The organism is Streptomyces sp. NPDC057486 (assembly GCF_042802415.1).
Lineage (GTDB): Bacteria > Actinomycetota > Actinomycetes > Streptomycetales > Streptomycetaceae > Streptomyces > Streptomyces yanii.
Genome location: NZ_JBHVEE010000073.1, coordinates 22,390 through 48,596, shown reverse-complemented (window position 1 = coordinate 48,596; position 26,207 = coordinate 22,390). Strand labels below are relative to the sequence as shown.

Below are 26,207 nucleotides of genomic sequence, written 5' to 3'. Positions count from 1 at the left end.
CCCCGGTTCCGCCGAGCGGAACCGGGGCAGACCCGTCTTCACATCACTTCACCTCGCGCGTCCCGCGTCAGTGCGCGACGACCGGCACCCTGAACTCGTCCTCGACGCCATCGGCGTCACCGGAGCCCGAACCGGAGCCGGCCGGGGCGGTCGACGGACGCCCGGCGTTGATGAACGTCACCGCGATCGCGGAGGCCACCACCAGGATGCCGACCGCCCACCAGATGGCGCCGGTGAAGCCGTGCACCATCGACTGCAGCTTCAGCAGCTGCGGGTCGGTGGCGCCGAGCGCGGCGTGCGAGGTGGCGTATGCCGTCGCGGCCGAGGCGGCGATCGTGTTCAGCAGCGCGGTACCGATCGCGCCGCCGACCTGCTGCGAGGTGTTGACCATCGCGGACGCGACACCCGAGTCCCGCGGTTCGACCCCGTGCGTGGCCAGCGACATGGCCGGCATGAACGCCGTACCCATACCCAGACCCAGCAGGAGTTGCGCCGGGAGGATGAGCGCCGCGTACGAGGAGTCGATCTCCAGCTGCGTCAGCAGCAGCATGCCCACGGCGGCGGTCAGGAAGCCCGGACCCATCAGCTTGCGGGCCGGGACCCGCGTCATCAGCCGTGCGCCGATCTGCGTCGAACCGGTGATCATGCCCGCGATCATCGGGAGGAAGGCGAAGCCCGTCCTGATCGGCGAGTAGCCCTTCACGACCTGCAGGTAGTACGTCAGGAAGAGGAACAGCCCGAACATCGCGATGATGGCCAGACCCAGCGAGAGGTAGACGCCACCGCGGTTGCGGTCCATCACCACGCGGAGCGGCAGCAGCGGCGACGCGACCTTGGCCTCGGTCAGGACGAACGACAGGAGCAGCACACCGGAGGCGACGAACATGCCGATGGTCAGCGGGTCCGACCAGCCGGAGGACTCGGCACGGGTGAATCCGTACACCAGCGAGACCAGACCCAGCGCGGAGAGGACCACACCCGGGATGTCGAGCGGGGAGCGGTTACGGCTGCCGACCGGCTCACGGATCACGAAGTACGCGCCCGCGGCGGCGATGACGGCGAACGGGATGTTGACGAAGAACGTCCAGCGCCAGTTCAGCGCCTGGGTGAGGAAGCCGCCGAGGATCAGGCCGACGGCGCCACCGCCACCGGCGATCGCCCCGTAGATGCCGAACGCCTTGGCGCGCTCCTTGGCGTCGGTGAACATCACGGCGAGCAAGGAGAGTGCGGCCGGGGCCAGCAGGGCGCCGAAGACACCCTGGAGCGCACGCGAGCCGAACAGCATGCCCTGGTTCTGCGCCGCGCCACCGAGTGCGGAGGCCAGCGCGAAGCCGATCAGACCGACGACGAAGGTGCGCTTACGGCCCCAGAGGTCGGCGATCCGTCCCCCGAAGAGCAGCAGTCCGCCGAAGGCCAGGGCGTAGGCCGTGATGACCCACTGCTTGTTGGCGTCGGTGATGCCCAGTGCCGTCTGGGCATGCGGCAGCGCGATGTTCACGATCGTGGCATCGAGCACGACCATCAGCTGCGCGAGCGCGATGAAGGCCAGCGCTTTCCAGCGACTGGGGTCGGGAAGTCGGATATCAGCTGTTTTTGACATGGGGGTAGCCACCTAAGGACGCGCATGGACGCGAGGAGTCGTGATCCGTGACCGTGAAAACGTGCACCCGGTCAGCGGTGAAAGCGGGAGAGATGAGGGTGAGGGGAGTGGACGTGAGGTAAGTCGGGTGGTGAGGGCATGGCGGACAGACGGCCCGGAGCCTGCCTCAGGAGCCGGGCACGGGCGTCATGAGCGATGCCGCAGATCCTCCAAGGTCGCCGCCGTCCCGGGCAGTTCGGACCGGGCCGGAGCCTCCAGTCCGTCCAGGAAGAGCTGGAGATGACGGTGGGTGAATCGGTCGATGTCCAGGCAGGCGATGCCGGGCAGCGGCCGGGTGAGCTGGGAGAGGCCGACCAGTACGTCACCGACGGCGATGTCGGTGCGCAGGCGCCCCGCGGACATGGCGCGCGCCACGAGCCCTTCGACGGCCTCTTCGAGGCGGCGACGCTCGGCGAGCAGTTCGGGATGGTCCTTGTCGAAGCCGCCGGACAGCATCGGACAGAGCGCGCCGATGCGTTCGTCGGCCGCCGCGTGCACGAAGCGGCAGAGCGCGGCGAAGGGGTCGGCCTCCTCGGCCACCGCCTCCTCCGCACGGTCAGTGGTGCGGGAGGTGACCGAGAGGACGACCTCATGGGTCAGTGCCGCACGGTCGGGGAAGTTCCGGTAGAGCGTGGCGTTGCCGACGCCTGCGCGGCGGGCCACCTCGTCGAGGGGTACATCCGGACCGAACTCGACGAACATCTCGCGCGCGGCCACGACGATCCGCTCCCGGTTGCGCAGCGCGTCGGCCCGCGGGCGGGGCGTACGGCGCGGCACGGTTCCGGCGGCGGTGCGGGCAGCGGTTTTCACGAGACAGTCCTTCTCTTCCTCTTCCGGGTCTTCCTGGTCGTTCCTGCTGGGCCCCTGTGCGCACAACTTCACGCAACCGGGGACCGCCTCCCCGTTTAGCGGGGGACACCAGGTTCAAACGGGGAATCCATCCCCGGTTATTTCCCACCCCGATGTGACCTGGGCCACATCTCGTGGGCGGGAAATTACACCGATCGGCGCACCCAACGGGCGGCGCCGTACCGCCCGCCCGAGGGTGATCAGAGAGGGCAGTCAGGGTCGGCCGACTGCCGCGGACCCCGAAGGCGCCTCTATGCAGCAGCCCCGCCGCCGGATACGCAGCCAGCGCCACCCGGTCGCACTGGCGGGGGCAAGTGTCCTGGTCATCGGGGCACTGGCCTCGGCCAGCAGCGTGCTCCCGCCGTCCGGCCACACCAGCGCGGGGCCAGTGGGCAGCACCGAGGTGGCAGGGATCGGACCGTGCCGAATATCCGCGACGATGGGCGTGCAGATGTCGGAGGGGATGCCGACATCGACGGGGTACGCCCGTTCCACGGGCCAGATCCACGCACTGAACCTGATGATCGACTTCCCGGACGCGCCGGGAGCGGGGTCGGCGATGAAACGGCTCGCCGAATTCTTCCCGCAGACCACCAACTGGTTCCGGACCAGTTCGTACGGCCGGCTCATCTACCGCCCCGAGGCCCCTGTGAAGAGCTGGCTTCGGATGCCTCTGCCGTTCCCGGCCTACGGGATAGACCGCGGCTCACCGTACGAGCCGGGCTACCGGCACCTGGTCCAGGACATCGTGGCCGTCGCCGACCGGAAGGTGAACTTCGGCGCGTACGACCTGGTCAACATCCTGGTCACACCGAACGCCGGGCCCTCCGCCCTGGACACCGTCCTGTCCGTGACCTTCTCCGGCAACGATGACGCGCCGCTCGCGGACGGCGCCCCGCTCTCCAACACGTCCTTCATCTACAGCCGCCAGGACGACGGCTCGGGCTCGTACGCACAGACCGGCTACCGCGTCCTGCCGCACGAGAACGGCCACATCTTCGGCCTGCCCGACCTCTACACCACGGAGGGCGGCGGTTCGGTCGGGCACTGGGACATCATGTCCGAGGACTGGGGGGCCAACAACGACTTCCTCGGCTGGCACAAGTGGAAACTCGGCTGGCTCGACAGGAACCAGGTCAGCTGCGCGTCCAAGCCGGGCACCACCGACCACGTCCTCACGCCGCTTGCCACCCGCGGCGGCCGGAAGCTGGCCTTCGTGCCCCTGACCGCGGAATCCGGCTACGTGATGGAGGTACGGACCCAGGCGGGCAATGACCAGGCGATCTGCCGGCCCGGCGTGCTGATCTACAAGGTCAGCTCCGACGTCGACACGGGGCAGGGTCCGATCTCCGTCGTGGACAGCACCAAGGACAGCGGCGGCTGCACGCGGCTGCCCAATGTGCATGCCGAGCTCTCCGACGCCCCGTTCCGGCCCGGCCAGACCTTCACCGACCGGACCAACGGAATACGCATATCCGTCGTCGACAAGGACTCCAGGGGGAACTACCGGGTCCGAGTCACCCGCTCCTGATCACGCCCCCTCCTCGCTGCGCCTGAGGGCGCTGACCTCCTCGTCGACCACCCCGCGCAGCTCACGCTTGAGGATCTTCCCGGTCGGGTTCCGGGGCAGTTGCTCGTCCCGCACGAGGACATGGGCCGGAACCTTGAAGGCGGCCAGACTCCGCCCGACGTACGCCCGCAGCTCGTCGGCCGTGACGGTGGCACCGGGCCGCAGCCGGACGACCGCGGCGACCTCCTCTCCCAGGTCCGGATGGGCCACCCCCAGCACCGCCGCGTCCTCGACGTCCGGGTGCTCGTGGAGCGCGGCCTCGACCTCCACGCAGTACACGTTCTCGCCGCCGCGGATCACCATGTCCTTGATCCGGTCGACGATGCTGACCCGCCCGTCGCGCACCAGCGCGAGATCGCCGCTCCGGAACCAGCCGTCCGTGAACGCCTCGGCAGTCGCCACCTCATCGCGCCAGTAGCCACGGACCAGCGACTGGCCGCGCAGCCACAGCTCGCCGATCTCCCCCTCGGGCAGCGCCTCGCCCGCGGGACCTGTGATCCGCACCTCGGTGACGGGCGTCGGCCGGCCGACGCTGCCCGGGTGGAGCCGGTAGTCGGCGCCGAAGTTGGCCAGGACGCCGCCGCTGGTCTCGGTCAGGCCGTAGCCGTTGCGCGGCTCGATCCGCTCGCCGTAGCGGGCGGTGAGCCGTGCGACCAGGTCGGGCGGGGCGGCGGCGCCACCGGTGTTCAGCATCTGGAGGCTCTCCAGCCGGTCGTCCGCCCGCTCGGCGGCGGCAAGCAGCTGAAGGGCGGTGACCGGGACGCCGGCGTAGTGCGTGACGCCGTGCTCCCGGATCAGCCGGAGCGCCTCCCCGGCATCCCACTTCCGCATGAGCACCAGCGAGCCGCCTGCCGCCATCGCCGCGTAGAAACCGGTGAACGCGGCGACATGGAAGAACGGAAAGGTCATCAACGTGACCGGGGCGGGCCCCTGTCCCGGAATGACCCCACGGGCCAGCGTGGAGGCGGCCGCGTGGAACCGCGGGTTGAGTGCGGCCCCCACCTGGGCGAGCTGGGTGGCGACAGCGCCCTTGGGCCGCCCGGTGGTGCCCGAGGTGTACATGATCGTCGCGTCGTCCTCGGGCCGGATCTCGACCTCGGGCGGTGCGGCGAGCGGGTCGGGCGCGGGCAGGTCCTCGTACCGCTCGGCCCCCACCGGCACCGCGCCGTCCCGGTGGTGGAAGACGACGACGCGCGCCCCGGCCTTCTCCGCCCAGGCGGCGACCCGCGGCAGCCGCTCACCGTCCACCAGCAGCACCCGCGGCTCGCAGTCGTCGAGCGCGTACGCGAACTCGCCCTCCGTCCACCAGGCGTTGAGCGGTACGGCGACCAGACCGGCCAACTGCGCGGCCCAGAAGGCGATCTGCCACTCGGGGTGATTGCGCATCGCGACAACGGCCCGGTCGCCGGGGCGAAGCCCGTACTCCTCGGTCATCCGGCATGCCAGTGCGGATGCGGCGGCGAAGAACTCCCCGTACGAGTAGCTGCGCTCGGCACCGATCAGGAACGCCTGGTCCCCGAAGGCCCAGGTGGTCTCGACGAACTCGCGGAGGGTCCCGGGCCCGCTCGCGTAGACGAGAGAGCCCGCCTGCGCGCCGTCCTGAGCCCGCACGACAGCGAACGGCGCGCCGGGTCCGGTGAGCGCGGCGTCGATCCGTGCGGCGGACACTGCGGCAGCGGAGGGCGAGTCGGTGGAGGACGGGGAAGCTGCGGAAGCGGCGGAGGTCGGATCGGTGTGCGGCACGAACGACCTTTCCAAGCGCCTGCTCAGGACTCCGCGACGCTATGCCCGCCCCCACCCCCCGTCAAGACACCGCCCCGCGCTCCCCCTCCACCTGCCCCGCTGCACGGGACCGTCCGGTCATCCAGCCGTGGACAACCGCTCACCCTCAGGCGCGTCGCCCTGCACCACCCCCGCCGCGCAGAAGGCAACGAAGCGCAGACGCCTGAATCTCCGGCATTGGAGCCGGGGGGCAGAAGGGTGGCTGCGGACACGGCTTGGCGACCCCCCACAGGCCGACGCCCGAAAGGCTTCCGCCAGGACAGTGAATCCACGCATCGCGATTCGACCAGAGCCACCCCCACAGGAGAGTTCCCTCGTACGGAGCGAAGGCGGCTCTGCTCATCGACATCGGCTACGCCTGGCTCAACATCTCCGTCAGCCGCGCCAGGATCAATCAAGCCGCCGCCTGATCTGCGCCTGATCCACCAGCTCACCCTCGCCGGGAGCAGCCACCCGACAACCCCAAGTGCAGACCGCACCCCACCCGCTACACTGTCCGCGGCGGCTCAGGCCTCTTCAGCTGCGCCACCGCAACCCTGTGGGAATCTGCATGACTCGTTCACCTGTTCGATCGAGTGAGGCACAGTTTCCGACAGATCCCCGCCTTCGTAGCTCAGGGGATAGAGCACCGCTCTCCTAAAGCGGGTGTCGCAGGTTCGAATCCTGCCGGGGGCACCAGGCAAAAGGCCCCGGACCGATCATGGTCCGGGGCCTTTGACATCAATTTTTGACATCAACGAGGGCGGTCACTCACGGCCGGGGCGCCTCTTGAGCAGCCGGTCCATGTGGCTGATGGCCTCGCGCTGCGTGTCGTGGACGACGTGTGTGTAGACGTCCATGGTGATGCTGATCTGACTGTGCCCGAGGATCTCCATCACGACGCGGGGCGCGACCCCGGCCGCGGTGAGGAGCGTCGCGCAGCCGTGCCGGGCGTCGTGCAACCGGACGACGCGGAGGCCGGCGGAGTCGGCTACGCGGGTGAAGGAGCGGTACACGTTGCGTGGCTCGACCGGGCGACCGGTGCGGGTGGTGAAGACGTGGCCGTTCTCGTCCCAGGACTCCCCCGCACGCTGCTTCGCGGCCACCTGGCGCATCCGATGCCAGCGCAGCGGCGGGATGCACATCGCCGGGAGCGGCAGTGCACGATGGCGGCGGTTCTTGGTCTCGTCGTCGTAGAGGACTCCGCGCCGTCGCTGGGTCTGCTGCCGGACGTAGATCACGCGGCTGTCCAGGTCGATATCGCTCCAGCGGAGACCGATGATCTCGCCCCGGCGAAGGCCCATGGCGATGGCGAGCACGAAGGCCGCGTACAGCGGGTCCTTACGGGCGGCGGCGAGGAAGTCCAGGGTCTCGTCGAGTGTCCAGGGGCTCAGCTCCCGGGACTTGGCACGCGGCGGTTCGACGAGGGCGGCCACGTTCCGGGTCACCAGTTCCTCGCGGCAGGCGGCGCTGAGAGCCGTGCGCAGCACGCGGTGAGACTCCTTGGCGGTGGCCGCGGTCGTCTTGTTCTCCAGCTGGACGATGAAGCGCCGGACATCGGCGACGCCAAGGGATTCCAGTCGCTTCGAGCCCAGCATGGGCACGAGGTAGAGCCTCACGTGAGCCTCGTACTTGTCGTACGTGCTCAGCTTGCGCCGAGGCTTGACGATGTTGTCCAGCCAGTACGGCAGCCACTCCGAGAGCCGGGCCGAGCGGGTGGGGACGGGTACGCCCTGGTCGACCTTGTCGAGCAGTTCGCGGCGCTTGGCGTCGCACTCGGCCCAGGTCTTGCCGTAGGCGAACTTGCGGGCACGGGTGCCATCCGGCTGGAGGACGTAGACAGCAGCCTGATAGCGGCCGTCCTTGCGCTTGGTGATGGTGCCAGCCCCGTTGGGGTTGCGCTTGCGCTGGGAGGCCATCAGGCGGCCTCCTCGATCTCGCGGGTGATGAAGTCCCGTACGGCGTCCGCGGGTACGCGCCGGGACCGACCGATGGTGATCGAGGTCAGTCGGCGCGAGCGGATCAGGTCGTAGACCGTGGAGCGTCCGATCTTGAGCCGCGCCATGACCTCGGGCACGGTCAGCAGTTCGGCGGTGGCGGTGGTCATGCTGCGGCTCCTTCCAGGGCGAGCTGGTCTTGCAGGGCTTCGCGGGCGGTTTCGCGGTTGAGCTGGATGTCGCGAGCGATGGAGGCGGCGAGAGCGGATTCCCCGGGGGTGTGGCCGTGCCCGGCGTACTCCCAGGAGGCGAGGACGAGCACGGTGTCCGGGTCACCGAGGGCGTCTTGCTCCTGGGCGGCGCGGTAGTCGGCGCGGATCTGGCGGAGTGCGCCGAGGGTGGTGGAGTAGCGGCGGGATTTGGTGGAGAAGTGGCCGCGGAAACCGAGCATGTGCGCCCAGGCGCCGAGTTTGCGGTCTGGGTAAAGCGGGGCGAGGTCGAGGCAGGCCTCGATGAGTCGGCGGGGGTGGTCGGGCACGTCCAGGAGGTCGAGGACTTCCCGGTTCCCGATGCGCCGGTCGAGACTGCCTGTCGACTCGGCCGCTTTGGTGGCGTACTTGGCGACGTAGGAGGCGACCGCTTGCTCCGTGATGTCAGAGCCGTCACCGAACGCGCGGATCGGGCGGATGTCGAGCTGGCGGCCCCAGCGGAACGGCCGGCAGGGCTGGTCTCCGGCGGCGGGCACGGTGATCGAGGTGTACGAGTGGGCGACCGCAGCCCGGATCGAGTCGGTAAGCAGATCGACCGAAGCCCAGGACGGGGGCGGGGAATCGGGACCGTTGGGTCCGTCGAGGCGGATCACGGCGTGGAAGTGGATCGCGCCGCGCTTCTGGAACTCGGCGACCTTGCCGTACGAGACCCGCAGCACGTCTTTCAGCTCGCGCTGTGAGAGTCCGGCGCGGGCCGCGAGTTCCCGGCGGAGCCGGGTGGTGAAGCGCTGCCAGAGCTGCCCGGCGTGGTTGTTGAACAGGACCGTGCCCGCGTAGTCGTAGGTCGACGAGTCGAGGGCAGTACCGAGGGCGGGATCGTCCTCAGAGTGGCGGATGCCGCAGCGGCAGACGCCACGGTCGGGCCGGTTGTGCACCGGTCCGAACGAGGGCGCAGTGAAGGTGGCGAAAACACGTGGGTGATCCCGGACTTGGGCGGGGATGTCCTTGGTCTCGTCTCCGGCAAGCCCGGCGCGGATGAGGTGGTAGGTGTCTCCGGCGTAGGTGTAGGCGCAGGAAGGGCAGCGGGAGGCGCGGCGGTTGCCGCAGGCTACGCGGAGTCGTCCATCGGGCTCGGTGTCGGTGGAGTAGCGGCGCAGGGTCTCTCCGGTGGTCTTGTCCTTCGCGAGGGTCCAGCCGGTGAGGTGGATCGGGTCGGAGCAGCCCCCGGTGCGGTGCACCTGGTCTTTCCAGCGGTCGAAGCCGGGGGACCCGGCCACCCGGAGGACATCGTTCAGAGTGGCCGGGTCCAGGCCCGCCAGGGTGGCGGTGTCGTTCACACGCTCACCTCGGCAGGGGACGTCAGCCCATCGAGTTCGCAGGCGGCCTGAGTGGCGGCGGTGGCGATGGCGCGCAGGGCATCGGCCGTGCCGAGGGTGGCGATGAGCACGATGTCGACGGGACCGCCGCCGATACGCACGTTCACGAAGTCGTGGTCCGGGAAGGCGACGACTCGGGTGGTCGTGTCGGTGTCGAGGTGCGCGGTCACGGTGATGTCGTTCACGCCCGGCCTCCGATCAGCTGAGCGGTGCGGATCGGGCGGGTGCCGGTGCCGTGGCAGGCCGGGCAGTGGACGGTGATGGTGCGCAGGTTCCCGTGGCGGTCGCGGCCGCCGAGGGTGACCCGGACGGTGGGGAAGCCGTCGCAATTCGCACAGACCCGTACGGGGGTGGTGATGCGGTCGGTCATGATGGGTGTTCCTTCCGGATCATTTGGTTCGGGCAGGGGCACGGCTTCTGGGGCGGGCAAGACTTGGCGGTTGAGACCGCCCCGGGGCCGGTCAGCGGCGCTTGGTCTCGGAGGCGAGCAGCGAGCGGAGTACGACGGCGCAGACGGCGGCCGAGGCGGCAGTGATGGCGACCGCGAGGAGCATCGAGACCAGGACGGCGCCGACGACGAGGACCACGGCGGTGCCGCCGCCGACGAGGGCGACCAAGGCGCCGGGTGTGAGCTGGACCGTGGGTCGGGTGGTTGCCACCGGGGCGACGGGAGCCGGGGCCGGGGTGTGCTGGACGACGGCGGTCGGCTCGACGAGGGGCGGGGTGACGATGCCGGTCGGGGTCGGCATGGTGGGGATCTTCGGGCGAAGCATGGGTGATCTCCCTTCTGTGGTGCGCTACTTGATGGCGGTGTCGATGACCGGCGCGAGCAGGCTGTCCGCGAGGAGGAAGCCGCCGAGGAGGAGCACGGCGACGAGCCACCAGGGCGGGCGGATGAGCTTGATCCCGAGGGCGCCGACGACAATCAGGGCGAGCCAGAGCGGAACGTCCATGGCAGTGGTCTCCGATCAGTCGGTGATGCGGCAGCGGTGGGTGCGGGCGGCGAGCTGAGCGGCCGACTGGCTGGAGTAGTCGGCGGACCAGCCGCAGCGGTCGGAGGTGCAGACGGCGGCGTGCTTGGTGCGGCCGTGCCGGTCGCGGTGGGTGCCGATCTGCACGGGGCCGATCCGCATCACTGAGTGGAAGTGGTCTTGGGCGACCATGGCGCGGTCTCCTTTCCGGTCAGGCGAGTTGGGCGGCGATCGCCTCGGCCATTGGGGCGGGTACTCCGAGGCGGGCGCGCAGGATGTCGGTGTCGATTGGGGTGCCGGTACGGGTGCGGTGGTCGTCGGCGACCTTGCGGGCGTGGTCGACCAGAGCGGCCGGGACCGGCACGGCTGAAGCCGAGGCGGAAGTGGGCTCGGCGACGGGAAGGGCCGGTGAAGGCTCCGGCAGCTCGACGGGTACGGGCTCCGGCGCCGGAGCCGGTTTGGCCGGCACGCACTCGACCGACTCGGGTTCCGGTGCAGGGTCGTGGTCGACGGCGGCCGGTGAGTGGGCGAGGAGCGTGCCGCCGAGGAAGGCAAGTGCGGGCCAACCGGCGATGCCGAAGCGGAGCCAGGCGGGCGGGTGGGCCAGGTCGAGGAACCCGGCGGTGGCGACGTTGGCGCCGAGCGAGGCGACGAGGGCGATCAGGAACCAGCACCAGGCCAGCCGAGAGGGACCGTCGTTGCGCAGTCGACGCCAGGCGGCGACCAGGAGCAGATCGACGCTGACCGGGTAGGCCCATGCCTTCCATCCGGTCTGTCCGGCAGCGGCGGCGAGGTCGTGCAGGTGGGCGAAGGACAGGGCCCCGGCGATCCCGGCTTGCACCAGAACGGCGTCGATGCGGAGAGAGCGGGTCATGTCTTCACCTCCTTTGCGGGGCGTTTTGGGCATGGCGGGGGTAGGGACGTGGCGCGAGACGGTCGCGCCGACCGGGGTGCGGGGTCGGTCAGACGGAGGCGGGCGCCTCGGTCGGAGCCGGGATCTTGACCAGCGAGACCGCAGGGGGCAGCTCGGGCCGGAAGGCGGCGAGGCCGGGCAGGGCCGGGGTGCGGTGGGCGTGCCGGTTGCAGGCGTTGACGGCCTGGCGCATCGAGGTGTGCGGGGTGCGGATCCGGGCCCAGCCGCCGGACGAGTCTCCGGTTACGGCGAGGCCGGGCGTCTCGGTCGGGATGCTGATCGCGGCCAGGACAGCGTCCGGGGCGACGTCGCCGAAGGCCATGTTGGCGGAGGTCTCGTCGTTGACGCGGTGTGCGGTGCGGCCAGTGAGCTGGGCGCGGAGCATGGTGATGCCCTTGCCGAGTTCGGAGCCGAAGCGTTGCCCGCAGATCTCGAGATAGATACCGGCGGCGCGGCCGAGCTGGGCCAGGCGGGCGAGCGCGGTGATGATCCGGTCCCGGCGCTTCTCTTCATCCTTGGTGGCGAACAGGGCGAGTTCGGCGACCTCGTCGACCAGGAGGACGATCGGGGTCGGGCGCAGGCGGTCGGGCAGGTCCCAGATGTCGGCGGCGATCTCCGCATCCGGCACGTCGGCGGTGATGCGTTGTTCAGCGCGGATCAGTTGATAGACGCCTTCCATGTGGGAGACGAGCGCGTCGAGGAGTTCGGCGGCGGTGTCGGGGTTGTCCGCCAGTGCGGAGAACCGGCGGGCCAGCGGGAACAGCTCCACACCCTGTTTGCAGTCGATGCCGACCAAAGCAACTTCCTGCGACGCGAGTTCAGCCACCAGGTTGCGTTGGTAGACCGACTTGCCCGACTTCGTGGCGCCGAGCGTCAGGGCGTGCGGAGTGGTGCGGTAGTCGCGGTAGTGCACGGCACCGTCCTCGCGCAGTGCGACTGGAACGCGCATCGGAGCAGTGGCCACCCTTGTGGGCATCTGCACACGCTTGAGGATGTCGTAACCGGTCATCCGCAGCTCGACGACACCCGAGCGGATCTCCCGCGAGGTGACGCCGTACATCGCGAACGAGTGCCGCAATCGGTCACAGGACGCGGCCACGTCGAACGCGTCCTGACCAGGGCGGAGCCCCAGTCGTAAGACCAGGCCCGTCCGGGTCGGCCGAACCCGCAGGATGCGCGGCGCACGGGACTCGGGAGTGGGCCGGTTGGCCATCCGGGCGACGGCGATCCGCCACCGGGACGGAGGAACGGTCAGCCCGCAGGCGTCCATGACCGAGCCATAGCGAATCAGAACGCGCAGCGTGGCCAGGGTGACGCCGAAGGTCAGCCAGTACCAGGTGGGGCGCCGCCACCGCAGGAAACCCGCGGTGACGACGACCAGGACCAGGAGGACGGTCAGCCACGACATAATCAGGCCGCCTTGGGCTTCGTGGCACCGGCTGTCAGCGAGGTGACGGCGACGGCACGGAAGGCGATGCCGTGCCGACCATCTCGCTCCCACGGCCGGGCGATCAGGCCGGTGAGCGCGACCGGCGTACCCATCGCCAGCTCGCCGGAGATGCCGGTCTCCGGCACGGTCACGGGCAGGAGTTCCACGGTGTCGTTGGCCGCGAACATCACGTTCACGGTCATCAGCGTGGCTCCGGTCTCGGTGTCAGTGGCGACCTCACCGGTGCGGCGGTCCTTGATCTTCGGCTGCGGAGACTGGGCCACCATCACGGAGGCGGCGGAGGTGTCGACGGGGATCTGACGCACAGAGATCACTCCTCTAGAAGTGCTGGACTCCGTCACTCATGTATATGAGTGACATGAAGAAGAGTGCATCACTCCTGTACATGAGTCAACCCGCCGAGACGAAGAAGTCCCGGCGGGTTGAGGGGAGTTGAGCGGGCGTCAGTCGGACGCGGGGATGTGGTACTCGAAAACGAACTGGTCAGCGGCCATGAGGGTGTCGCAGACCTCCACCACACGACCGGCGTCGGTGACCGCGTCGCGGAGGAGGTGAACGACGGGTGCGCCGGGGCTCAGTGCCAGTTCGGATGCCTCTGCCTTGGCGGCGGGTCGCGCTTGCAGCGTCTCGACGAACTCGGCGAAGGCGTGGCCGTCGTCCTCCAGCCGGGCGTAGATGCCGCCGGGGCCGGGGTTCTCGGCGAACAGTTCGGGGATGTCCTTGACCACGTCCCACGGCAGGTACGAGGTGGCCGTCTCGACCGGGACGCCGTTGCGGAAGTAGAGGCGGCGCCGGGCGAGGACCTGAGTGCCGGCAGAAACGCCGAGCCGGTCGGCGATCTCCTCCGGTGCCTCCATCGGTCCGATGTAAAGCACGCTCACCTTGGCCGCGGCGCCGGACTGCGCCGACTCGGCGAGGTACGCAGCCTTGCCGCCGCGTCGATGCGATGCTCGGAAGCGATCCGAGGAGCGCAGCCGCACGGGCGGCCGGTCCTTCACGATCGAGCCCTTGCCGTGACGAGTGTCGACGAGCCCACTGGCTCGGACCTCCACCATTGCCTTGCGAATCGTCCCGCCGGAGACGCCGTAGCGCTCGACCAACTCGGACTCGCTCGGCACCAGGTCACCTGGATTAAGGACGCCCGCCCGGATCTGCTGGATGATCTCGTCGGCGATCTGAACGTACCGAGGTACGGCCCTGCCACCTCCTACGGCTGTTCCCATAGTCCTTCTCACTCTCCTATGCTCCTGTACATGAGTAACAGCGCCAGCGAAGCCCAGTCAACGCCACTGCACTCCGTGTCGGTAGCGGGAGCTGTCGTGCGCGAGGACGGGCGACTCCTGGCAATCCGCCGCGCGGACAACGGGACCTGGGAACTGCCGGGTGGAATCCTCGAACTCACCGAGGCCCCCGAGGACGGCGTGGCCCGAGAGGTCTGGGAAGAGACCGGAATCCGGGTCGAGGTCGACGAGCTCACAGGGGTCTACAAGAACACGACGCGCGGCATCGTCGCCCTGGTGTTCCGGTGCAAGCCGTCAGGTGGCACCGAACGAACCTCGGCCGAGTCGACGGCAGTTGACTGGCTCACACCGGACGAGATCACCGAGCGCATGGCCGAGGTGTACGCGGTACGGCTACTCGACGCGCTGGACGGAAACGGGCCCCATGTGCGGAGCCACGACGGCCGCCGGCTGACTACAGCGCAGTGATCGTGGAGTCTCGCCGGAGCATGAGCCGTGACGAGGCGATCCGCCTTGTCCAGCGCCTCTTGGATGCCGACGTAGCCGATGAAGCTGAAGAAGGCGAGATCCTTGACGCCTTGCAGCGTGGCCTCGTGTGCCCCGATGTTAGCGACTACATCTACTGGGACTTCGACCCCGAGTTGAGCGCCGAGAAGGTCGTTGATCGAGCATTGGCGTACAAGCCGATCGCCCTGTGACCCAAGGGGCGCGGTAAGAGTTTCTCTACTTCATCAAGGCACCCGGCTGCGCTCCGCTCCGCCGGGCGCGCTTTCCGGCTCCGCTCCGCGCAACGCTCCTGCCTTCGGCCCGCTCTGCGCGCGCTGCGCCGACGCGCGCCCACAGTGGATAGGCCCGGGGGCATAAGACGAGAACCAAGCCCGCGGCTTCAAGACACGCCTCCGGCGGGGGCGCTCAGACTCCGGGATGGACGGGGCGCCGTTCGCGAGTGCCGGCCGGAGCGTGGCGAGCGTCGTGGGCTCCCATCCCGACCACCTTCGACCCAGGCAGAGCCGAGCAGTCGCGGCCCAGGGCGTCAAGGTCGTTCGTACAGTGGCGCGCTCCACCTTGACGCCCTGAACCACGCCCGCTCCACGGTGTGTGGGCCGAAGGCGGACGGGATGGAAGCTGGGGACGGTGGTGGGCAAGGGGAAGAGGGTACGCGCGGCTTGATCGAGCTAGTGGGTGAACAGCCACGTAACGAACGAGCCCATACCCGCGAGGAGGAAGATCAATGGAAGCTTCCGTCTCCACCGTCGCTCCGCCTCACGCAGCTCGGCTTCATCGTCCACCGCTCCTCCAACAGGTCGAAGATGAATCCCCCAGCCACGTCGCTGGGCCGTGCATGGGCACTCAACAATGACAGACCACGACAGCGGCTAACAGGTGACCCACAGTTCAGCGTGTTGGCCGGTACGCATGCCCAGGTCAGAGAGGCACCGGGGCCCTGAACCACGCCCGCTCCACGGTATGTGAGTCGAAGGCGGACGGGATGGGAGCTGGGGAGAGTGGTGGGTTGAGGCAAGCGTTCGGCTTCGGGTAGTCAGGAGAGCCCTAAGAGACCTCAAACAGCACTGCACCATTCACGGGATCGAGAATGGCGACGACGGAGCCTGTCTGGAAGAAGTCCGTGCTCGCGCCCTCGACGTCAGGACTGATGTTGGTCGTCACGTGGGCGTACTCGTCTCCAAGGTCGTACCCCCAAGCGATGTTGAAGACGGTCAACCTCTTGCCATCGTCAAGTACAACCTCAGAGGGCAGTCCATCCCGATCTTGAAGCACTTGAAGAAGCGTCTCGTCACGAGGCGGTGGCTGCTCTTGAGTCATCACACCAGCATGCCCCTTCCGTGCCCGATCGAGCGGGAAACCCCGGGGAACAACGGTCACTCACAGGCAGAGAAAGCAGGAGCGGCCCCTGACCGTCCTGCCTGGTCAAGGGCCGTTCACCTGCGGTGGGTGTGGGATTTGAACCCACGGTGACATCGCTGCCACGACGGTTTTCAAGACCGGTCGGAGGGGCAGTCCCGAATACGCCCTGACGTGCGGCACGGCAACACTCCAGCGCGCCTAGGGCTCCGTCCTGGCCACAGGTTGGCCAACACGCGCGATCCTGGACGACAGCGGGAGCTCATCCAGGCGCCCTTGGCGATGATGGCCACCCCCGAGCGCGAAGAGTGGTGATCGCGCTCATCCCTGACTGTCGATAACCACTTCTACTGCCAGCAGCCGCGCCAGATGGATATCGGGACCGAGGAGCCCCGCTTCTTTGCTACGGGGCAACAAAACAGGCGTCTCCGCGTACTTCGGATTGTCTTTCGCATGCACTATTCGGTTGCGTAGTGCGTAAACGCGCTTGGCTACCTGAATTTCCAAAGTTTCACTTGTGGATGCCACGTTGATCGCCGGGACTCCGGCTATTGGACCTCGACGAGTGAAGTAGTCACCGTGGCCACCTTCGTCAAAAAAGTCTCGCAGTATGTCCCTTCGCACACATGCTGCAACGAGTGTCTTCATCTGATCCTCTTCACCGGCATTCCTGTTCCTTTCTGCACAGTTGAGAAGCCGCAGAACGGAAGCATCGTCCTTCTCGTCGAAATTCAGCGACTGCAGCTCGCGGCGCATTGATTTTAGGCCTTCTCTCCGCGCCGCCAGTGGCAGATGGTATTCCAGTACTTGATAGTAGGAAAGAAACATGAATGGTGGATTGTCTGCAGCCTCTCCCGCGAATGAAAACAGGGCGGACACTTCCCTTGGGAGTTGCATCTTGGGAAATCTAACCCTTATGCCATTTTCGGGCACAGGGCTGCGCGGAATCGTCACACGGAAGCGCTCACGAGGAACGACGACCAGTTGAATCCCATGGGCAGCATCGAGCTCAAAGCATAGGCGTTCCGTGAGATTTATCGCCTCTTGAGCCAGGTCGCGCCCGCTTCGATCTTCCGAGAAGAAAATCTTAAGCGTGTAACCCAGACCTATGTTCGCAGCGCTTCGGACGGAATAGCCGTCCGCGAGCAGGAAGCTGGCGGTGGCAGACGCGGGCGATAGTTCGAGGCAGGCCTTCTCCCCAGGGCCGGAAATATGAAAGGAGCGCCCATTGCTGAATGCGATTTCATGCCCACATTCGGTAGAGCCTTGATCCCAGCGGTTTCTGCCTGCGATTAGGGGGAGGCCGCCGCGTCGAGCCTCCCGCACCACTAGCTCTACGTAATCGCTAGCTGAGCTTACTATTCCGCGCGCATTTTCATGTTCACGCGTGCCATCTCCTAAGAATTTGGCGACTTCTGCAACGTCCTGACGCAGAATACGCTTGAACATCCTTTCGCCGCCATTTTTGCTGAATACCAGGGAATCGCCAATTGTCGTAACGAACGCGAAACCCTGTTCCTCTACCCTGGCAACCGCAGTGATTTCCTCCTCCGTGAGCGCATCGGCGCGCCCTAGCTCGTCGGGCTGCTCATCGAAATCGAAAGTACCTACTACGTCAATACCCATCACTACCCCTAACGTGAGCTCTCAGCAGTATGGGGCAGCATCGGTCGGGGATTCAGGTTTTTGCGCAATTGGCTGGCTTGAGAACTTGAGAACAGGCTGAGGAAGACGCACGCGCCGAGTTGGAGGGGGAACCGCAGGTGTACCGGTGGTCCTTCCATCGGGATGGTTCGGGGGTCGATGTTCGTCTAGTCAGGGCCGACGACGACCGTGCGCCGGACAGCTCAGGGACGGTTCTCTGGTCAGGACGCCACACGATCGTGGCACTCGCACGGTCGGCGGTCCGAGCCTTCGACCGGATCGACCACGAACTGGGCGAGGAGGCCTACGAGTCCCAGTGGGGCCGGCCGTTTCCCGAACCGAACTCGAAGCCCTGCGAACCGCGATGCGGCGGCACCTCAAGTCCGCACCTAGTCCTGACATCACCAGGTGACATCAACGACAGCGGACATGGGCAGCCCGAGACAGTCATTCACGAGGCGTGGACGCAAGGACGAGAGCTCCAGACGGCCCGTCGGCGCGAACTCCTAAAGCGGGTGTCGCAGGTTCGAATCCTGCCGGGGGCACAAGGGCAAAGGCCCCGGACCGATCGTGGTCCGGGGCCTTTTGACTGCACCATTTGACGGCAGGCGCGGCTCAGGTGCCCGGCAGACGGCGCTCAAGCAGGCGGTCCAGGTGGCTGATCGCCTCCCGCAGCGTGTCGTGCACGACGTGCGTGTACACGTCCATCGTGATGCTGATCTGGCTGTGCCCGAGGATCTCCATGACGGCCCCGGTGCGACGCCGGCGGCACGCACCGACCCGGCTCGTTGCCGTGCCACTCTCGTGCCAGAACCAGTGGGGAGTAACGGGGACTCGGGGACAACAGCGGTGCACGAGCGTTCACTTGCCCCAGGGTGGGTCTCCGCAGCTCCCCCCGGAAACCGGCCGACCTCGCTCCTGAAGCGATGATTCCTCGACCACCCGCTGCACACCGGCGCAGGCCACCGGTGCGCTGCCGTCCTCGGCGAGGAAGAGCAGGAAGGTGAATGTCCGATCGGCAGGTTCGATCATCCCTCCGCGCACCGGCCGGCCATGCCGGCGGAGGAGCTCCACCGCTACGTTCATCGCCGTACGGGCGGGATCGTCGGCGGACACCGCCCCGGCACTCGTCCGCCCATGAACGCAGGTGAACGGCCGTGGGCGCAACCCTCGCCGCCACCAACAGACTTGCAGGTAGTGCTCGGCTGTTCATCGCCCCTCCAGGCTCTGGACGGCCACCGTGCCCTTCGGGTCCGGCGCGTGCTCGGAGCCGTGGCGGGCGGGCCGGGGTGGCCACTCCCAGGAGCAGGAGGGCCACCACGGCCGTCTTGCGGATCACGATCAGGCGCGGCTCCGGCCCCGGGGAACTATCCGCATCACAGCGGTTCCCAGGGCCACCAGGGCGAAGGCCGTCAGGCCCAGCCACACGCTGGTCATCAGTCCGATACCGGTAGAGGCCAACACTCCACCGCCCACAGTCGTTGCAGGGTTGTTGTACAAGGGTCCCTCCCAAATGATCTCTGACAGTTTCTGAAGCAACCTGCTACCAGGCGCGCTCACGGCGGAACACGGAGTCCAGGTACGCCTTGGCGTGGCAGGCCTGGAGCAGGAAGTCGAAGAGCAGCTCGTACATGGACGCGGCGAGGAGCATCCGCTTCCAGCCGAGCTCCCGTACGGTCACCACCCGCTCGATCACGAAGACGAGCGAGACCCAGAGCCAGAACTCGTTGACGTGGAACGAGTGCGAGGCCAGGGCGTAGGCGAGGGTCGCCAGGTACACGGCGGTCACGAGGACGCCGACCATGCTCAGGAGCTGACGGCCCCAGTAGCGCCACGTGATGTGCGTCAGGCCGTACTGGACGCAGTTCTCCACCGCTCCCCGCTTCCAGCGCAGCCGCTGGTCCCACAGGGCCTTCCAGGTCAGCATGACCTCGGTGGTGAGCGTGCAGCCCTCCGGCGAGAGCACTTGGTAGCCCAGGTGCAGCACCGCGAAGGTCAGTTCGTTGTCCTCGGTGAGCACCGAGGTGTCGTAGATGCCCCCGAGCCCGTCCCCGGCCGGGAGACGGCCCTCCAGGCGGGCCTGGGAGATTTGCCGCAGCACCTGCACCCGGAACATGGCCGCCGTGCCGGTGAGCACCAGGCACTTGCCGCCCAGGCGCTTCACGTCCCGCGAGTAGCGGGCGTACTCGTTGCGCTGGAGGTGGCCCACGAAGCCCCCGCCGGGTCCTCCCCGGAAGGTGCCGCCCACTCCCCCGTAGCCCTTCGCGAGGTGCTCCACCCCACAGGCCACGAAGCCGGGGTCCAGCGCGCTGTCCGCGTCCGTCACGAGGACCACGTCGTCGTCGTGCAGATGGGGCAGCAGGCGGGCCAGGGCCTGGTTCAGCCCTCCGGCCTTCTTGTGCCGGTTGCCCCGGGTCTCGAAGACCTCGGCCCCCAGGGAGTCCGCGATGGCCACGGTGGTGTCGGTGCAGTTGTCCGCGACCACGATGACCCGCCGCGGGGGCACGATCTGCCCGTACAGCCCCCGGATGGAGTCCGCGATGGCGTCGGCCTCATTGTGGGCCGGTATCAGGGCGATCACGTTGCGGATCTCGGCGGGCCTCAGGCCCGATCTTCGATGCTTCCCCATGGGTGCTTCCTGTGGAGTCGTTCTGAGATGGAATCGGCGGGGTCTCGGAAAGGGGTACGGCGGCCGGTTCCGAGATCACGGCGGGAGTCGTCTCCTCAGGCACAGGGGCTGTGTTGGTCGACGGTGAGAGTGATTCGCCCCCGGTCAAGGGCGTGGGCAGCGCGGCACGGTGGACGATCCGGAGTGACTGAGTGCAGCGCGTCAGAGCGACGTACAGGGCGCCCCGTACACAGCGGCGGACAGACCGATACCCGCAAGTCCGTACATGATGTCCCCTTTTACCCCATTGCGGACGGCGAAGATCACGGTCGTACCGACCGGTGGACCGGACGACCCCGCCCGCATTCCCCATGAAAGCTTCACGTGATCTACACGCGACGCCCGACAAATCGTACTGTCACGCGCAGTTCCCATAAGAGGCCACACCGTGACTCAGGCCGGGGGAGAGATCGAGCCACCTACCGCAAAGCGGGGCACACCCGCACAGTTGTCCCACCTTCAATCATTTTTGAGTGACGGAGATCACGTCGAGCAGCCGCAGCGGCATGCCCGGCATGCCAACCGTGCTGTAGGCGCGAAAAGTTGACGCGGCATGCCGGTCGGCGAGCAGGCCGTCGTCATGCTGCTCAGCCACGAGAAGTTCGCGGAGTTCGCGAAGCCGCCGATCGCCGACCCCACCACGCACACGCCGGCGCTCTTCTGCCTCGGCGTGTCGTCCCGCGACGAGGTTGACACGGTCGCTGCCGCTGCGCTCGCCGCAGGGCAGCAGGGCCCCGAGGAGTTCGCGGCTCCCATGCAGAACGCCGACGCCCCCGCCTGACCCGTCACCAACGCGTTCCGCACGTCTGCCGTCGTCGGCCGCCGTAAGCCCACGGGTCGGCCGGCGACCGCAGCGAAACGCCGACCCGGAATGGGCGCGATGTCGTGTCGCTGCGAGATCCTTGCTGTCGATGGTGACGACGTTTGACGACCGGTCCACATACGGGCCAGAAGGTCGCCACGTCCCGACGTCGCGTGCCGGTCACAAGGTGGCGACGACCAAGGTGATGTCGTCACGTGAACCTCCGCTGACGCCGAGTCGGCCCAGAGCAGCGTCGGCGAGGTGCTCTGCATTCAGCCCGGCGCAGGCGGCGAGGGCGGCCGTCAAGCGGGCCAGACCGACATCGATGTCCTCGCCGCGGCGCTCGATCAAGCCGTCGGTATACAGAACGAGGGCGTCGCCATGGTTGTACGTGAGAGCGACCTGCGAGCGAGGGACGTTCTCGTCCCAAATGCCCAATGGCGGGTCGGCGGCCTGATCCAGCAGCTCGCAGCTGCCGTCGGCGTGCAACAGGACGGGCGGCGGATGCCCCGCAGTGCTGTAGACCAGCAGACGCATGCCGATGTTGATCAGCACCTGGACGGCCGTGGCGGCCAGTGCTCCCTCGACCGAGCAGGCATACATCCCCAGCACCTCCAGCGCCCCCGCGGGCCCGGGATTCGACCGGCTCGCGGCGCTCAACGCACTGCGCAGCATGCCCATGACGGCCGCGGCCGCAAGATCGTGCCCGACCACATCGCCCACCGCGAGAGTGAAACGGTTCCCGGGCAGGTCGACCACGTCGAACCAGTCCCCGCAGATATTCAGCGATGCCACCGCCGGCAGATACCGCACAGCGACGTCCTGGTGTTGCGCGAGATCCGGCGACTGCAGCATGGCCTCCTGCAAGGCGACGGCGACCCGCCGCTCCTGGGCATGGGCCTCCCGCAGTTCCTCGGTCAGCCGCCGCGACTCCTGCGCCCTGGCATACAGCTCGGCCTTCACATCCTCCGCCCGCCCGCTTCGGCCCGGGGGGTGGTGGTCGACGTGGTAGGGGTGGACGAACTCTGTCATGTCCTCCACCCGGTGGATGATCAATGCCACCTTGCCGTCCGGCCCGGTAACGGGAATGTGGAATACGGACCACCACCGCTCTTCGAACCTGTCCGAGGCTTGGGCGACGGGGATGTCGTACTTCTGCAACGTGATGATGTCCGGTTGCCCAGAGGCGAGGACTCGGTGCAGCGACGCCGCGGTCAGCTTCACGGACGCTACGACGTCCGGGTCGGCGGGGTTGACCGGTAGGGCATCGAAAAAGTACTGCCCGACCAGTTCTTCCCGCGTCTGCCCTATCACCCGACAGTAGGCGTGGTTGGCGGCGACGATCACCAGGTCCGGGCCCAGCACCAGAGACGGACTCGGATGGACAGCGAAAAGTGCCTTGTAATCGATCTCCGGTGACGTCACACGCATCCCCGCCAACTCCTACCCTTCCAATGTACGGAGCATCCGGCGGCCGCGCTCCGGGGCTTCGCCCTGGCAGTCGCAGTCGCAGCCGTCGCCTTCGGTTTCGGCCCGCCGCGCGCCGCCCCGCACGCCGCTGCACCCTCTACGCCCTGATGACCGGGCCGGCAGCCCTTCCGGTGGACATCCATCCGTACTGAACCGCCATCGGCCGGTGCCGTCCTCACTTCGTGGAGGCCGTCGGGGTGTGCGGGACGGCGTCGCTCGCCTCAGGCATCAGCGGTGCCGGGTGACCATGCCGTCGGCGTAGCCAGACGTACAGCACCAGGGTCGGCAGCAGCAGTCCGACGACCGTGAGGTCGAGGAACGCTGTGAAGCTGTCGATGTGCCTGACCAGCCAGGCGAAGTTCTGCCCGAAGAAACCGACCACGAAGGACAACGGAAGGAACACGGTCGCGACGATCGTGAGCCGCTCCATCGTGGCGCTCTGCTGGAGGTTGATCTTGTTCTGCTCGACGGAAACCACTGCGATGTTCGCCTCCAGGACGGTGGTCAGCAGATCGCGCTGGGCGGCGACCTCCTCGTTGACCAGCAGCAGATGGTCGTGAACGTTGTGGAAGTACGGCAGAAGCTCGGCCGGGTACTTGCCGGGCTGCAGCTGCCGGGAGAGCACGGCGAGCAGCGGGTGCACGGCGCGGTAGAAGTCGGTGACCTCACGACGCAGGAAGTAGATCCGTTCGGTCGGTGCCACCACCCCGGAGAACACCGTGGCCTCGATCTGCTCGATGTCGCGGTCGAGTTCCGCGACGACCGGCGCGTAGCTGTCGACGACCTGGTCGAGGATCGCCCACAGGGTCGAGGCGGTACCGGCCCGCAGCAGCTCGGAGCGGCGTTCGAGCCGGGCACGGGCGCCGTGCAGCTCGCTGGCGATGCCCTGGCGAACGGTGATCACGAAGTGTTCCGCGAGGAAGACGCTGATCTCGCCGGTGTCGATCTCCTCACGCTCGTCGTCGTAGCGAGCGGTGCGCAGGATGATCAGCTCGGTGCCGTCCTCATACTGCTCTGCCTTCGGCCGGAGGTGGGAGGTCCGGGCGTCCTCGACGGCCAGTTCGTGCAGTCCGAAGCACTTGCGCACGTTGTCCATTTCCGCCTGGCCGGGCTCGAAGAGGCCCAGCCAGACGAAGCCGCCCTGCCTGCAGCGGGCGGCGGCCTGCTCCAGTGGCATCGGACCCTCCTGCTGCCGGCGCCCGTCGCGGTAGTGCGCGCAGTCGACGATCATGGCGTTCCTCCTCGCGTCCGGCCGACGCGCACCACCGCTCGCCCACCGACGGCGCCCGCCGCGGCTGCCCTACATCCATGGTTGCCTCCGACCGCTCACGCCGCAGGGCAACATGGGCCGGCGCCCGTCTCGGCCGGCACTTCACCACACGGGCATGCGCCGATTCGGAGTACCCCGGGGAGGTATCACGGCCCGCAGTCGGTCGGACTCCTGAAGCGTGTGTCGCAGGTTCGAATCCCGCCGGGGGCGCAGAAAACCAGCAGAAGGCCCTGTCGTCCCAGTGGGCGGCAGGGCCGTCTGTTCTCGCAGCACACATGGGGTGCGCGCCCGGGGCAACGCATTCGGCACGCACGAGGACGTGGAATCCCACGAACAGAAGGCGCGTGATGCCGGGGCTTCGAGGAACCGGCAGGATCTGCACATGCGTCGTTGCCAGAGCAACGTTACGCAACTGGATCAAAGGCGGAATATGGAACCGGACCCCTCGATATGGGAGTTGCTGGTCGCGTTCCTCTTCGCGGGGACCATCGCCATGGTGACGATGTCGTTGATCGTGTTCCCCGTCATCGGGGTCGGGATCTGGATTGTGTCGCGAGTACGCCGCAGACGTGGCGGCAGCGGCTGAGGGCTGTCCCGTGACCGGCAGTGTTTGCCCCGTGAGGAGCGTCGTCCAACCGCTCCGGACCGGACAGGGAGCCACGGTGAAACACAGCCGTGCGGGGCGGTCACATGCTGAGGTTCTGTACCTGTGTGTACGTCGGTACGTCTCCGCTCACCGCCCGGCCCGCCCTGATCTCCGCCGCCGCCCCCAGCGCCGCGCCCAGCGCCGCCCGGTACAGCAGCGATCCCAGGCTCACCCTGCTCACCCCCAGGTCGCCGAGCTGCGCAACCGTGGGGCCGGACGGGGAGTAGAGGATGTTGAGCGGCGCGTCGAGGCCCTTGACCAGCGCGGCGATAGCCGCCGCGCCGGTCAGGCCGGGGACGAACAGGCCGTCGGCGCCCGCCTGTTGATAGGCGTCGAGCCGGTGCATCGTCCCGGTTGTCCGCTCTGCGCCCAGCCAGTGCGTGTCGGTGCGCGCGTTGACGAAGAGGTGCGGCACGGCGGCTTTCACCGCCGCGATCTTCGCCGCGTGCAGGTCCATGGGGGCGAGCGTGCCGTCGGCCCTGCCGTCCTCCAGATTGATGCCGACCGCCCCTGCGTCCGCCAGGTCCCGGGCCAGCGCGGCCACCTCCGACGGATCGTCGCTGAACCCGCCCTCGGCGTCCACCGAGAGGAAGTACGGGCCTGCGCCCAGCCGCCGGGCCAGGAGCAGTGTGTCCGCGCGCGTCGCCCCTGTGCCGTCAGGCAGTCCGGCCGCCGCGGCCACCGCGAGGCTGGTGGTGCCGATGGCTGGGAATCCCTGTTCGGCCAGGGCCGTCGCGGAGGCGTGGTCCCAGGCGTTGGGCAGCAGCAGTGGCGCCGCCTCCGGCGTGCGGTGCAGAGCGGTGAACGCCGCGAAGGCGGCGGAGGCGGTGAGGTCGCCGGAGTCGGTCATGGTTCAACGCTAGAGGGGCGACTCTTCGGTCGTCGCCGAAGTGTGTCGCGACGCGCCGCTCAGGACGACGTCATCCGTCTCGCTCTCGGGCGGCGGCCCGGTGCGACGCAGGCCGGGCACCGGTGACCCTCCTGCTGGATATGGACCCGGCCGAGCTCCGCGATGTACGGGGAGGCGGCCTTCGCGCTGTGCAGCACGCGGCCCCTCAGCGGCAGGCCACCTTCATCTGTGCGGCGGCGTGGTGGGCGCCCACCAGTTCCTCGTCGCCCCAGTCACGCCCCCGGTCGACCAGCTGCACCGCGAAGGTGTTGCCCTTGACCGGGTAGCTGCTGACGCCGACGGGGCTGCCGCGGTGCGCGGTCTGGCGTACGGCGAAGCCGGTGTAGGCGGAGTCCGCGTCGTCGGGGTCCGAGAGCACCCGGTACACGGTGGGGTTGCCCGCGACATCGCGGTCGCGGCCGCTGCTCGGCACGAAGACCGTCAGCGCGCACTCCTGGTAGCCGCTGCCCAGGTGCCAGGACCAGGTGGCGGTGTTGCCCCGGTCCTCGGTCGGGCTGCCGGACATCGGCAGGGCGCTGAACCGTCCGTCGCACGAACTCCCCCGGTATCCACCCGAGTCGACCGTGTACCAGCCTTCGTCATCGTCCTCGTACCGGCCGTGCTCGCGGTACGCGCCCGTCGTGCAGCCGGGACCCGCCCAGGCGGTGTACGAGTAACCCGCCTTCCCGGGCGGCGACTTGGAGGGACGGGAGGTATTCGGCGACGGGCGCGGCGATGACGGGGAGCCGGAGGGCGCCGAGGAGCCGGAGGGTGCCGGGTCCGGGTCCGGGCTCTCCGTGCCCGGCGGGCCGATCCGGGTGGGGGCGCCGCCCCCGAGGCCGTCCCGCGCTTCTCCGACGCGGCCCATCGCCCCCGTACGCGTGCGGCCGCCGCCGTCCGACGCGAGGAGCGAGCCACCCGTGACGAGTGACCCCGCCACCACGACGACTCCTGCCGCCAGCAGGGCCTTTCTGCGTCGCGACAGCGTGGACATCCGGCCCGCGAGTGTCTCGCGGGCGATCCAGGAACCGTCTCCGCC

The 26,207-nt window shown here is 68.2% G+C and carries 29 protein-coding genes and 1 tRNA gene; 6 read left to right on the top strand and 24 right to left on the bottom strand.

What is annotated here, in order from left to right; genetic code table 11:
- Window positions 1-67 precede the first annotated feature (67 nt).
- Both ACFU6I_RS29220 and ACFU6I_RS29215 read right to left on the bottom strand, forming a co-directional pair.
- Window positions 68-1,600: an MFS transporter gene (locus tag ACFU6I_RS29220; protein ID WP_384372072.1), complete on the bottom strand. Its 1,533-nt coding sequence runs from the start codon at window positions 1,598-1,600 to the stop codon at window positions 68-70.
- Window positions 1,601-1,786: 186 nt separating this feature from the next.
- Window positions 1,787-2,449: a TetR/AcrR family transcriptional regulator gene (locus ACFU6I_RS29215; RefSeq protein ID WP_384372070.1), complete on the bottom strand. Its 663-nt coding sequence runs from the start codon at window positions 2,447-2,449 to the stop codon at window positions 1,787-1,789.
- 292 nt (window positions 2,450-2,741) lie between these two features.
- Between ACFU6I_RS29215 and ACFU6I_RS29210 the strand changes: the two genes are divergently transcribed.
- Window positions 2,742-4,019 carry a M6 family metalloprotease domain-containing protein gene (locus ACFU6I_RS29210; protein ID WP_384372068.1) on the top strand — a complete coding sequence of 426 codons (1,278 nt, stop codon included), beginning with the start codon at window positions 2,742-2,744 and terminating at the stop codon, window positions 4,017-4,019.
- Here the strand turns inward: ACFU6I_RS29210 and ACFU6I_RS29205 are convergent, their stop codons facing one another.
- Window positions 4,020-5,801 (bottom strand): class I adenylate-forming enzyme family protein, encoded by a 1,782-nt coding sequence (locus ACFU6I_RS29205; RefSeq protein ID WP_384372066.1) that lies wholly within the window; start codon window positions 5,799-5,801, stop codon window positions 4,020-4,022.
- A gap of 641 nt (window positions 5,802-6,442) precedes the next feature.
- Here ACFU6I_RS29205 and ACFU6I_RS29200 point away from each other — a divergent pair.
- A tRNA-Arg gene (locus ACFU6I_RS29200) sits at window positions 6,443-6,518 on the top strand.
- 68 nt (window positions 6,519-6,586) lie between these two features.
- On the opposite strand, the gene ACFU6I_RS29195 is transcribed toward ACFU6I_RS29200, so the two are convergent.
- From ACFU6I_RS29195 to ACFU6I_RS29140, 12 genes are all read right to left on the bottom strand, one after another.
- Window positions 6,587-7,738, bottom strand: coding sequence for a tyrosine-type recombinase/integrase (locus ACFU6I_RS29195; RefSeq protein WP_384372064.1), 1,152 nt, complete (start codon window positions 7,736-7,738; stop codon window positions 6,587-6,589).
- Complete coding sequence (locus ACFU6I_RS29190) at window positions 7,738-7,926, bottom strand: helix-turn-helix domain-containing protein (protein ID WP_384372062.1); 189 nt, start codon at window positions 7,924-7,926, stop codon at window positions 7,738-7,740. The genes ACFU6I_RS29195 and ACFU6I_RS29190 overlap by 1 nt, the downstream gene beginning before the upstream one ends.
- A complete protein-coding gene (gene repSA / locus ACFU6I_RS29185; protein WP_384372060.1) occupies window positions 7,923-9,302 on the bottom strand; it encodes a replication initiator protein RepSA in 1,380 nt (459 codons plus the stop codon). Before repSA ends, ACFU6I_RS29190 begins: the two co-directional genes overlap by 4 nt.
- Entirely contained in the window at window positions 9,299-9,526 is a 228-nt protein-coding gene (locus ACFU6I_RS29180; RefSeq protein ID WP_384372058.1) for a hypothetical protein, read from the bottom strand. Before ACFU6I_RS29180 ends, repSA begins: the two co-directional genes overlap by 4 nt.
- Window positions 9,523-9,711 carry a hypothetical protein gene (locus ACFU6I_RS29175; protein WP_384372057.1) on the bottom strand — a complete coding sequence of 63 codons (189 nt, stop codon included), beginning with the start codon at window positions 9,709-9,711 and terminating at the stop codon, window positions 9,523-9,525. The genes ACFU6I_RS29180 and ACFU6I_RS29175 overlap by 4 nt, the downstream gene beginning before the upstream one ends.
- Before the next feature lie 91 nt (window positions 9,712-9,802).
- Entirely contained in the window at window positions 9,803-10,114 is a 312-nt protein-coding gene (locus ACFU6I_RS29170; RefSeq protein WP_384372055.1) for a SpdD-like protein, read from the bottom strand.
- A gap of 24 nt (window positions 10,115-10,138) precedes the next feature.
- Window positions 10,139-10,294 (bottom strand): hypothetical protein, encoded by a 156-nt coding sequence (locus ACFU6I_RS29165; RefSeq protein WP_329163099.1) that lies wholly within the window; start codon window positions 10,292-10,294, stop codon window positions 10,139-10,141.
- A 15-nt stretch (window positions 10,295-10,309) separates the two neighbouring features.
- Window positions 10,310-10,504, bottom strand: a complete 195-nt coding sequence (locus ACFU6I_RS29160) for a mobile element transfer protein (RefSeq protein WP_384372053.1) — start codon at window positions 10,502-10,504, stop codon at window positions 10,310-10,312.
- Window positions 10,505-10,523: 19 nt separating this feature from the next.
- Window positions 10,524-11,186 (bottom strand): DUF2637 domain-containing protein, encoded by a 663-nt coding sequence (locus ACFU6I_RS29155; protein WP_384372051.1) that lies wholly within the window; start codon window positions 11,184-11,186, stop codon window positions 10,524-10,526.
- Window positions 11,187-11,274: 88 nt separating this feature from the next.
- A complete protein-coding gene (locus tag ACFU6I_RS29150; RefSeq protein WP_384372049.1) occupies window positions 11,275-12,633 on the bottom strand; it encodes an FtsK/SpoIIIE domain-containing protein in 1,359 nt (452 codons plus the stop codon).
- 2 nt (window positions 12,634-12,635) lie between these two features.
- The gene (locus tag ACFU6I_RS29145; RefSeq protein WP_384372047.1) at window positions 12,636-12,980 is read right to left on the bottom strand and encodes a hypothetical protein; all 345 of its coding nucleotides are present in this window, start codon (window positions 12,978-12,980) and stop codon (window positions 12,636-12,638) included.
- A gap of 138 nt (window positions 12,981-13,118) precedes the next feature.
- The gene (locus ACFU6I_RS29140) at window positions 13,119-13,898 is read right to left on the bottom strand and encodes a GntR family transcriptional regulator (RefSeq protein WP_384372045.1); all 780 of its coding nucleotides are present in this window, start codon (window positions 13,896-13,898) and stop codon (window positions 13,119-13,121) included.
- A gap of 18 nt (window positions 13,899-13,916) precedes the next feature.
- On the opposite strand from ACFU6I_RS29140, the gene ACFU6I_RS29135 reads away from it, so the two are divergent.
- The gene (locus ACFU6I_RS29135) at window positions 13,917-14,384 is read left to right on the top strand and encodes an NUDIX hydrolase (RefSeq protein WP_384372043.1); all 468 of its coding nucleotides are present in this window, start codon (window positions 13,917-13,919) and stop codon (window positions 14,382-14,384) included.
- Window positions 14,385-14,404: 20 nt separating this feature from the next.
- On the top strand, window positions 14,405-14,614 hold the full coding sequence (locus ACFU6I_RS29130; protein WP_384372041.1) for an e9imm peptide: 210 nt from the start codon (window positions 14,405-14,407) through the stop codon (window positions 14,612-14,614).
- An 853-nt stretch (window positions 14,615-15,467) separates the two neighbouring features.
- Here ACFU6I_RS29130 and ACFU6I_RS29125 read toward each other — a convergent pair.
- The 5 genes from ACFU6I_RS29125 to ACFU6I_RS29105 form a co-directional block, all read right to left on the bottom strand.
- Window positions 15,468-15,740, bottom strand: coding sequence for a hypothetical protein (locus tag ACFU6I_RS29125; RefSeq protein ID WP_384372039.1), 273 nt, complete (start codon window positions 15,738-15,740; stop codon window positions 15,468-15,470).
- Between the two features lie 360 nt (window positions 15,741-16,100).
- Window positions 16,101-17,405: a hypothetical protein gene (locus ACFU6I_RS29120; RefSeq protein WP_384372037.1), complete on the bottom strand. Its 1,305-nt coding sequence runs from the start codon at window positions 17,403-17,405 to the stop codon at window positions 16,101-16,103.
- A gap of 633 nt (window positions 17,406-18,038) precedes the next feature.
- Entirely contained in the window at window positions 18,039-18,167 is a 129-nt protein-coding gene (locus tag ACFU6I_RS29115; RefSeq protein ID WP_384372035.1) for a hypothetical protein, read from the bottom strand.
- A 799-nt stretch (window positions 18,168-18,966) separates the two neighbouring features.
- The gene (locus ACFU6I_RS29110) at window positions 18,967-20,052 is read right to left on the bottom strand and encodes a glycosyltransferase family 2 protein (protein WP_384372033.1); all 1,086 of its coding nucleotides are present in this window, start codon (window positions 20,050-20,052) and stop codon (window positions 18,967-18,969) included.
- Between the two features lie 502 nt (window positions 20,053-20,554).
- Window positions 20,555-20,686 (bottom strand): hypothetical protein, encoded by a 132-nt coding sequence (locus ACFU6I_RS29105; RefSeq protein ID WP_384372031.1) that lies wholly within the window; start codon window positions 20,684-20,686, stop codon window positions 20,555-20,557.
- On the opposite strand from ACFU6I_RS29105, the gene ACFU6I_RS29100 reads away from it, so the two are divergent.
- Window positions 20,672-20,872 (top strand): hypothetical protein, encoded by a 201-nt coding sequence (locus ACFU6I_RS29100; protein WP_384372029.1) that lies wholly within the window; start codon window positions 20,672-20,674, stop codon window positions 20,870-20,872. The genes ACFU6I_RS29105 and ACFU6I_RS29100 overlap by 15 nt on opposite strands.
- Window positions 20,873-21,073: 201 nt before the next feature.
- Here ACFU6I_RS29100 and ACFU6I_RS29095 read toward each other — a convergent pair whose 3' ends face one another.
- Both ACFU6I_RS29095 and ACFU6I_RS29090 read right to left on the bottom strand, forming a co-directional pair.
- Complete coding sequence (locus ACFU6I_RS29095) at window positions 21,074-22,324, bottom strand: SpoIIE family protein phosphatase (RefSeq protein ID WP_384372027.1); 1,251 nt, start codon at window positions 22,322-22,324, stop codon at window positions 21,074-21,076.
- Window positions 22,325-22,538: 214 nt separating this feature from the next.
- Window positions 22,539-23,594, bottom strand: a complete 1,056-nt coding sequence (locus ACFU6I_RS29090) for a magnesium and cobalt transport protein CorA (RefSeq protein WP_384372025.1) — start codon at window positions 23,592-23,594, stop codon at window positions 22,539-22,541.
- Window positions 23,595-24,063: 469 nt separating this feature from the next.
- On the opposite strand from ACFU6I_RS29090, the gene ACFU6I_RS29085 reads away from it, so the two are divergent.
- Window positions 24,064-24,219 (top strand): hypothetical protein, encoded by a 156-nt coding sequence (locus ACFU6I_RS29085; RefSeq protein WP_384372023.1) that lies wholly within the window; start codon window positions 24,064-24,066, stop codon window positions 24,217-24,219.
- Window positions 24,220-24,319: 100 nt separating this feature from the next.
- Here the strand turns inward: ACFU6I_RS29085 and ACFU6I_RS29080 are convergent, their stop codons facing one another.
- Complete coding sequence (locus ACFU6I_RS29080; RefSeq protein ID WP_384372021.1) at window positions 24,320-25,129, bottom strand: isocitrate lyase/phosphoenolpyruvate mutase family protein; 810 nt, start codon at window positions 25,127-25,129, stop codon at window positions 24,320-24,322.
- 205 nt (window positions 25,130-25,334) lie between these two features.
- Entirely contained in the window at window positions 25,335-26,162 is an 828-nt protein-coding gene (locus ACFU6I_RS29075; protein ID WP_384372074.1) for an adhesin, read from the bottom strand.
- Between the last annotated feature and the right edge of the window lie 45 nt (window positions 26,163-26,207).

Coding starts and splice junctions, on each gene's coding strand:
- ACFU6I_RS29135 (WP_384372043.1), top strand. CDS start 13,917: ATGCTCCTGTACATGAGTAACAGCGCCAGCGAAGCCCAGTCAACGCCA.
- ACFU6I_RS29160 (WP_384372053.1), bottom strand. CDS start 10,504: ATGGTCGCCCAAGACCACTTCCACTCAGTGATGCGGATCGGCCCCGTG.
- ACFU6I_RS29190 (WP_384372062.1), bottom strand. CDS start 7,926: ATGACCACCGCCACCGCCGAACTGCTGACCGTGCCCGAGGTCATGGCG.
- ACFU6I_RS29175 (WP_384372057.1), bottom strand. CDS start 9,711: ATGACCGACCGCATCACCACCCCCGTACGGGTCTGTGCGAATTGCGAC.
- ACFU6I_RS29210 (WP_384372068.1), top strand. CDS start 2,742: ATGCAGCAGCCCCGCCGCCGGATACGCAGCCAGCGCCACCCGGTCGCA.
- ACFU6I_RS29090 (WP_384372025.1), bottom strand. CDS start 23,594: ATGATCGTCGACTGCGCGCACTACCGCGACGGGCGCCGGCAGCAGGAG.
- ACFU6I_RS29125 (WP_384372039.1), bottom strand. CDS start 15,740: ATGACTCAAGAGCAGCCACCGCCTCGTGACGAGACGCTTCTTCAAGTG.
- ACFU6I_RS29220 (WP_384372072.1), bottom strand. CDS start 1,600: ATGTCAAAAACAGCTGATATCCGACTTCCCGACCCCAGTCGCTGGAAA.
- ACFU6I_RS29195 (WP_384372064.1), bottom strand. CDS start 7,738: ATGGCCTCCCAGCGCAAGCGCAACCCCAACGGGGCTGGCACCATCACC.
- ACFU6I_RS29110 (WP_384372033.1), bottom strand. CDS start 20,052: ATGGGGAAGCATCGAAGATCGGGCCTGAGGCCCGCCGAGATCCGCAAC.
- ACFU6I_RS29150 (WP_384372049.1), bottom strand. CDS start 12,633: ATGTCGTGGCTGACCGTCCTCCTGGTCCTGGTCGTCGTCACCGCGGGT.
- ACFU6I_RS29100 (WP_384372029.1), top strand. CDS start 20,672: ATGCTGCTCAGCCACGAGAAGTTCGCGGAGTTCGCGAAGCCGCCGATC.
- ACFU6I_RS29115 (WP_384372035.1), bottom strand. CDS start 18,167: ATGGAGATCCTCGGGCACAGCCAGATCAGCATCACGATGGACGTGTAC.
- ACFU6I_RS29095 (WP_384372027.1), bottom strand. CDS start 22,324: ATGCGTGTGACGTCACCGGAGATCGATTACAAGGCACTTTTCGCTGTC.
- ACFU6I_RS29165 (WP_329163099.1), bottom strand. CDS start 10,294: ATGGACGTTCCGCTCTGGCTCGCCCTGATTGTCGTCGGCGCCCTCGGG.
- ACFU6I_RS29155 (WP_384372051.1), bottom strand. CDS start 11,186: ATGACCCGCTCTCTCCGCATCGACGCCGTTCTGGTGCAAGCCGGGATC.
- ACFU6I_RS29080 (WP_384372021.1), bottom strand. CDS start 25,129: ATGACCGACTCCGGCGACCTCACCGCCTCCGCCGCCTTCGCGGCGTTC.
- ACFU6I_RS29075 (WP_384372074.1), bottom strand. CDS start 26,162: ATGTCCACGCTGTCGCGACGCAGAAAGGCCCTGCTGGCGGCAGGAGTC.
- ACFU6I_RS29130 (WP_384372041.1), top strand. CDS start 14,405: ATGAGCCGTGACGAGGCGATCCGCCTTGTCCAGCGCCTCTTGGATGCC.
- ACFU6I_RS29140 (WP_384372045.1), bottom strand. CDS start 13,898: ATGGGAACAGCCGTAGGAGGTGGCAGGGCCGTACCTCGGTACGTTCAG.
- ACFU6I_RS29085 (WP_384372023.1), top strand. CDS start 24,064: ATGGAACCGGACCCCTCGATATGGGAGTTGCTGGTCGCGTTCCTCTTC.
- ACFU6I_RS29120 (WP_384372037.1), bottom strand. CDS start 17,405: ATGGGTATTGACGTAGTAGGTACTTTCGATTTCGATGAGCAGCCCGAC.
- ACFU6I_RS29170 (WP_384372055.1), bottom strand. CDS start 10,114: ATGCTTCGCCCGAAGATCCCCACCATGCCGACCCCGACCGGCATCGTC.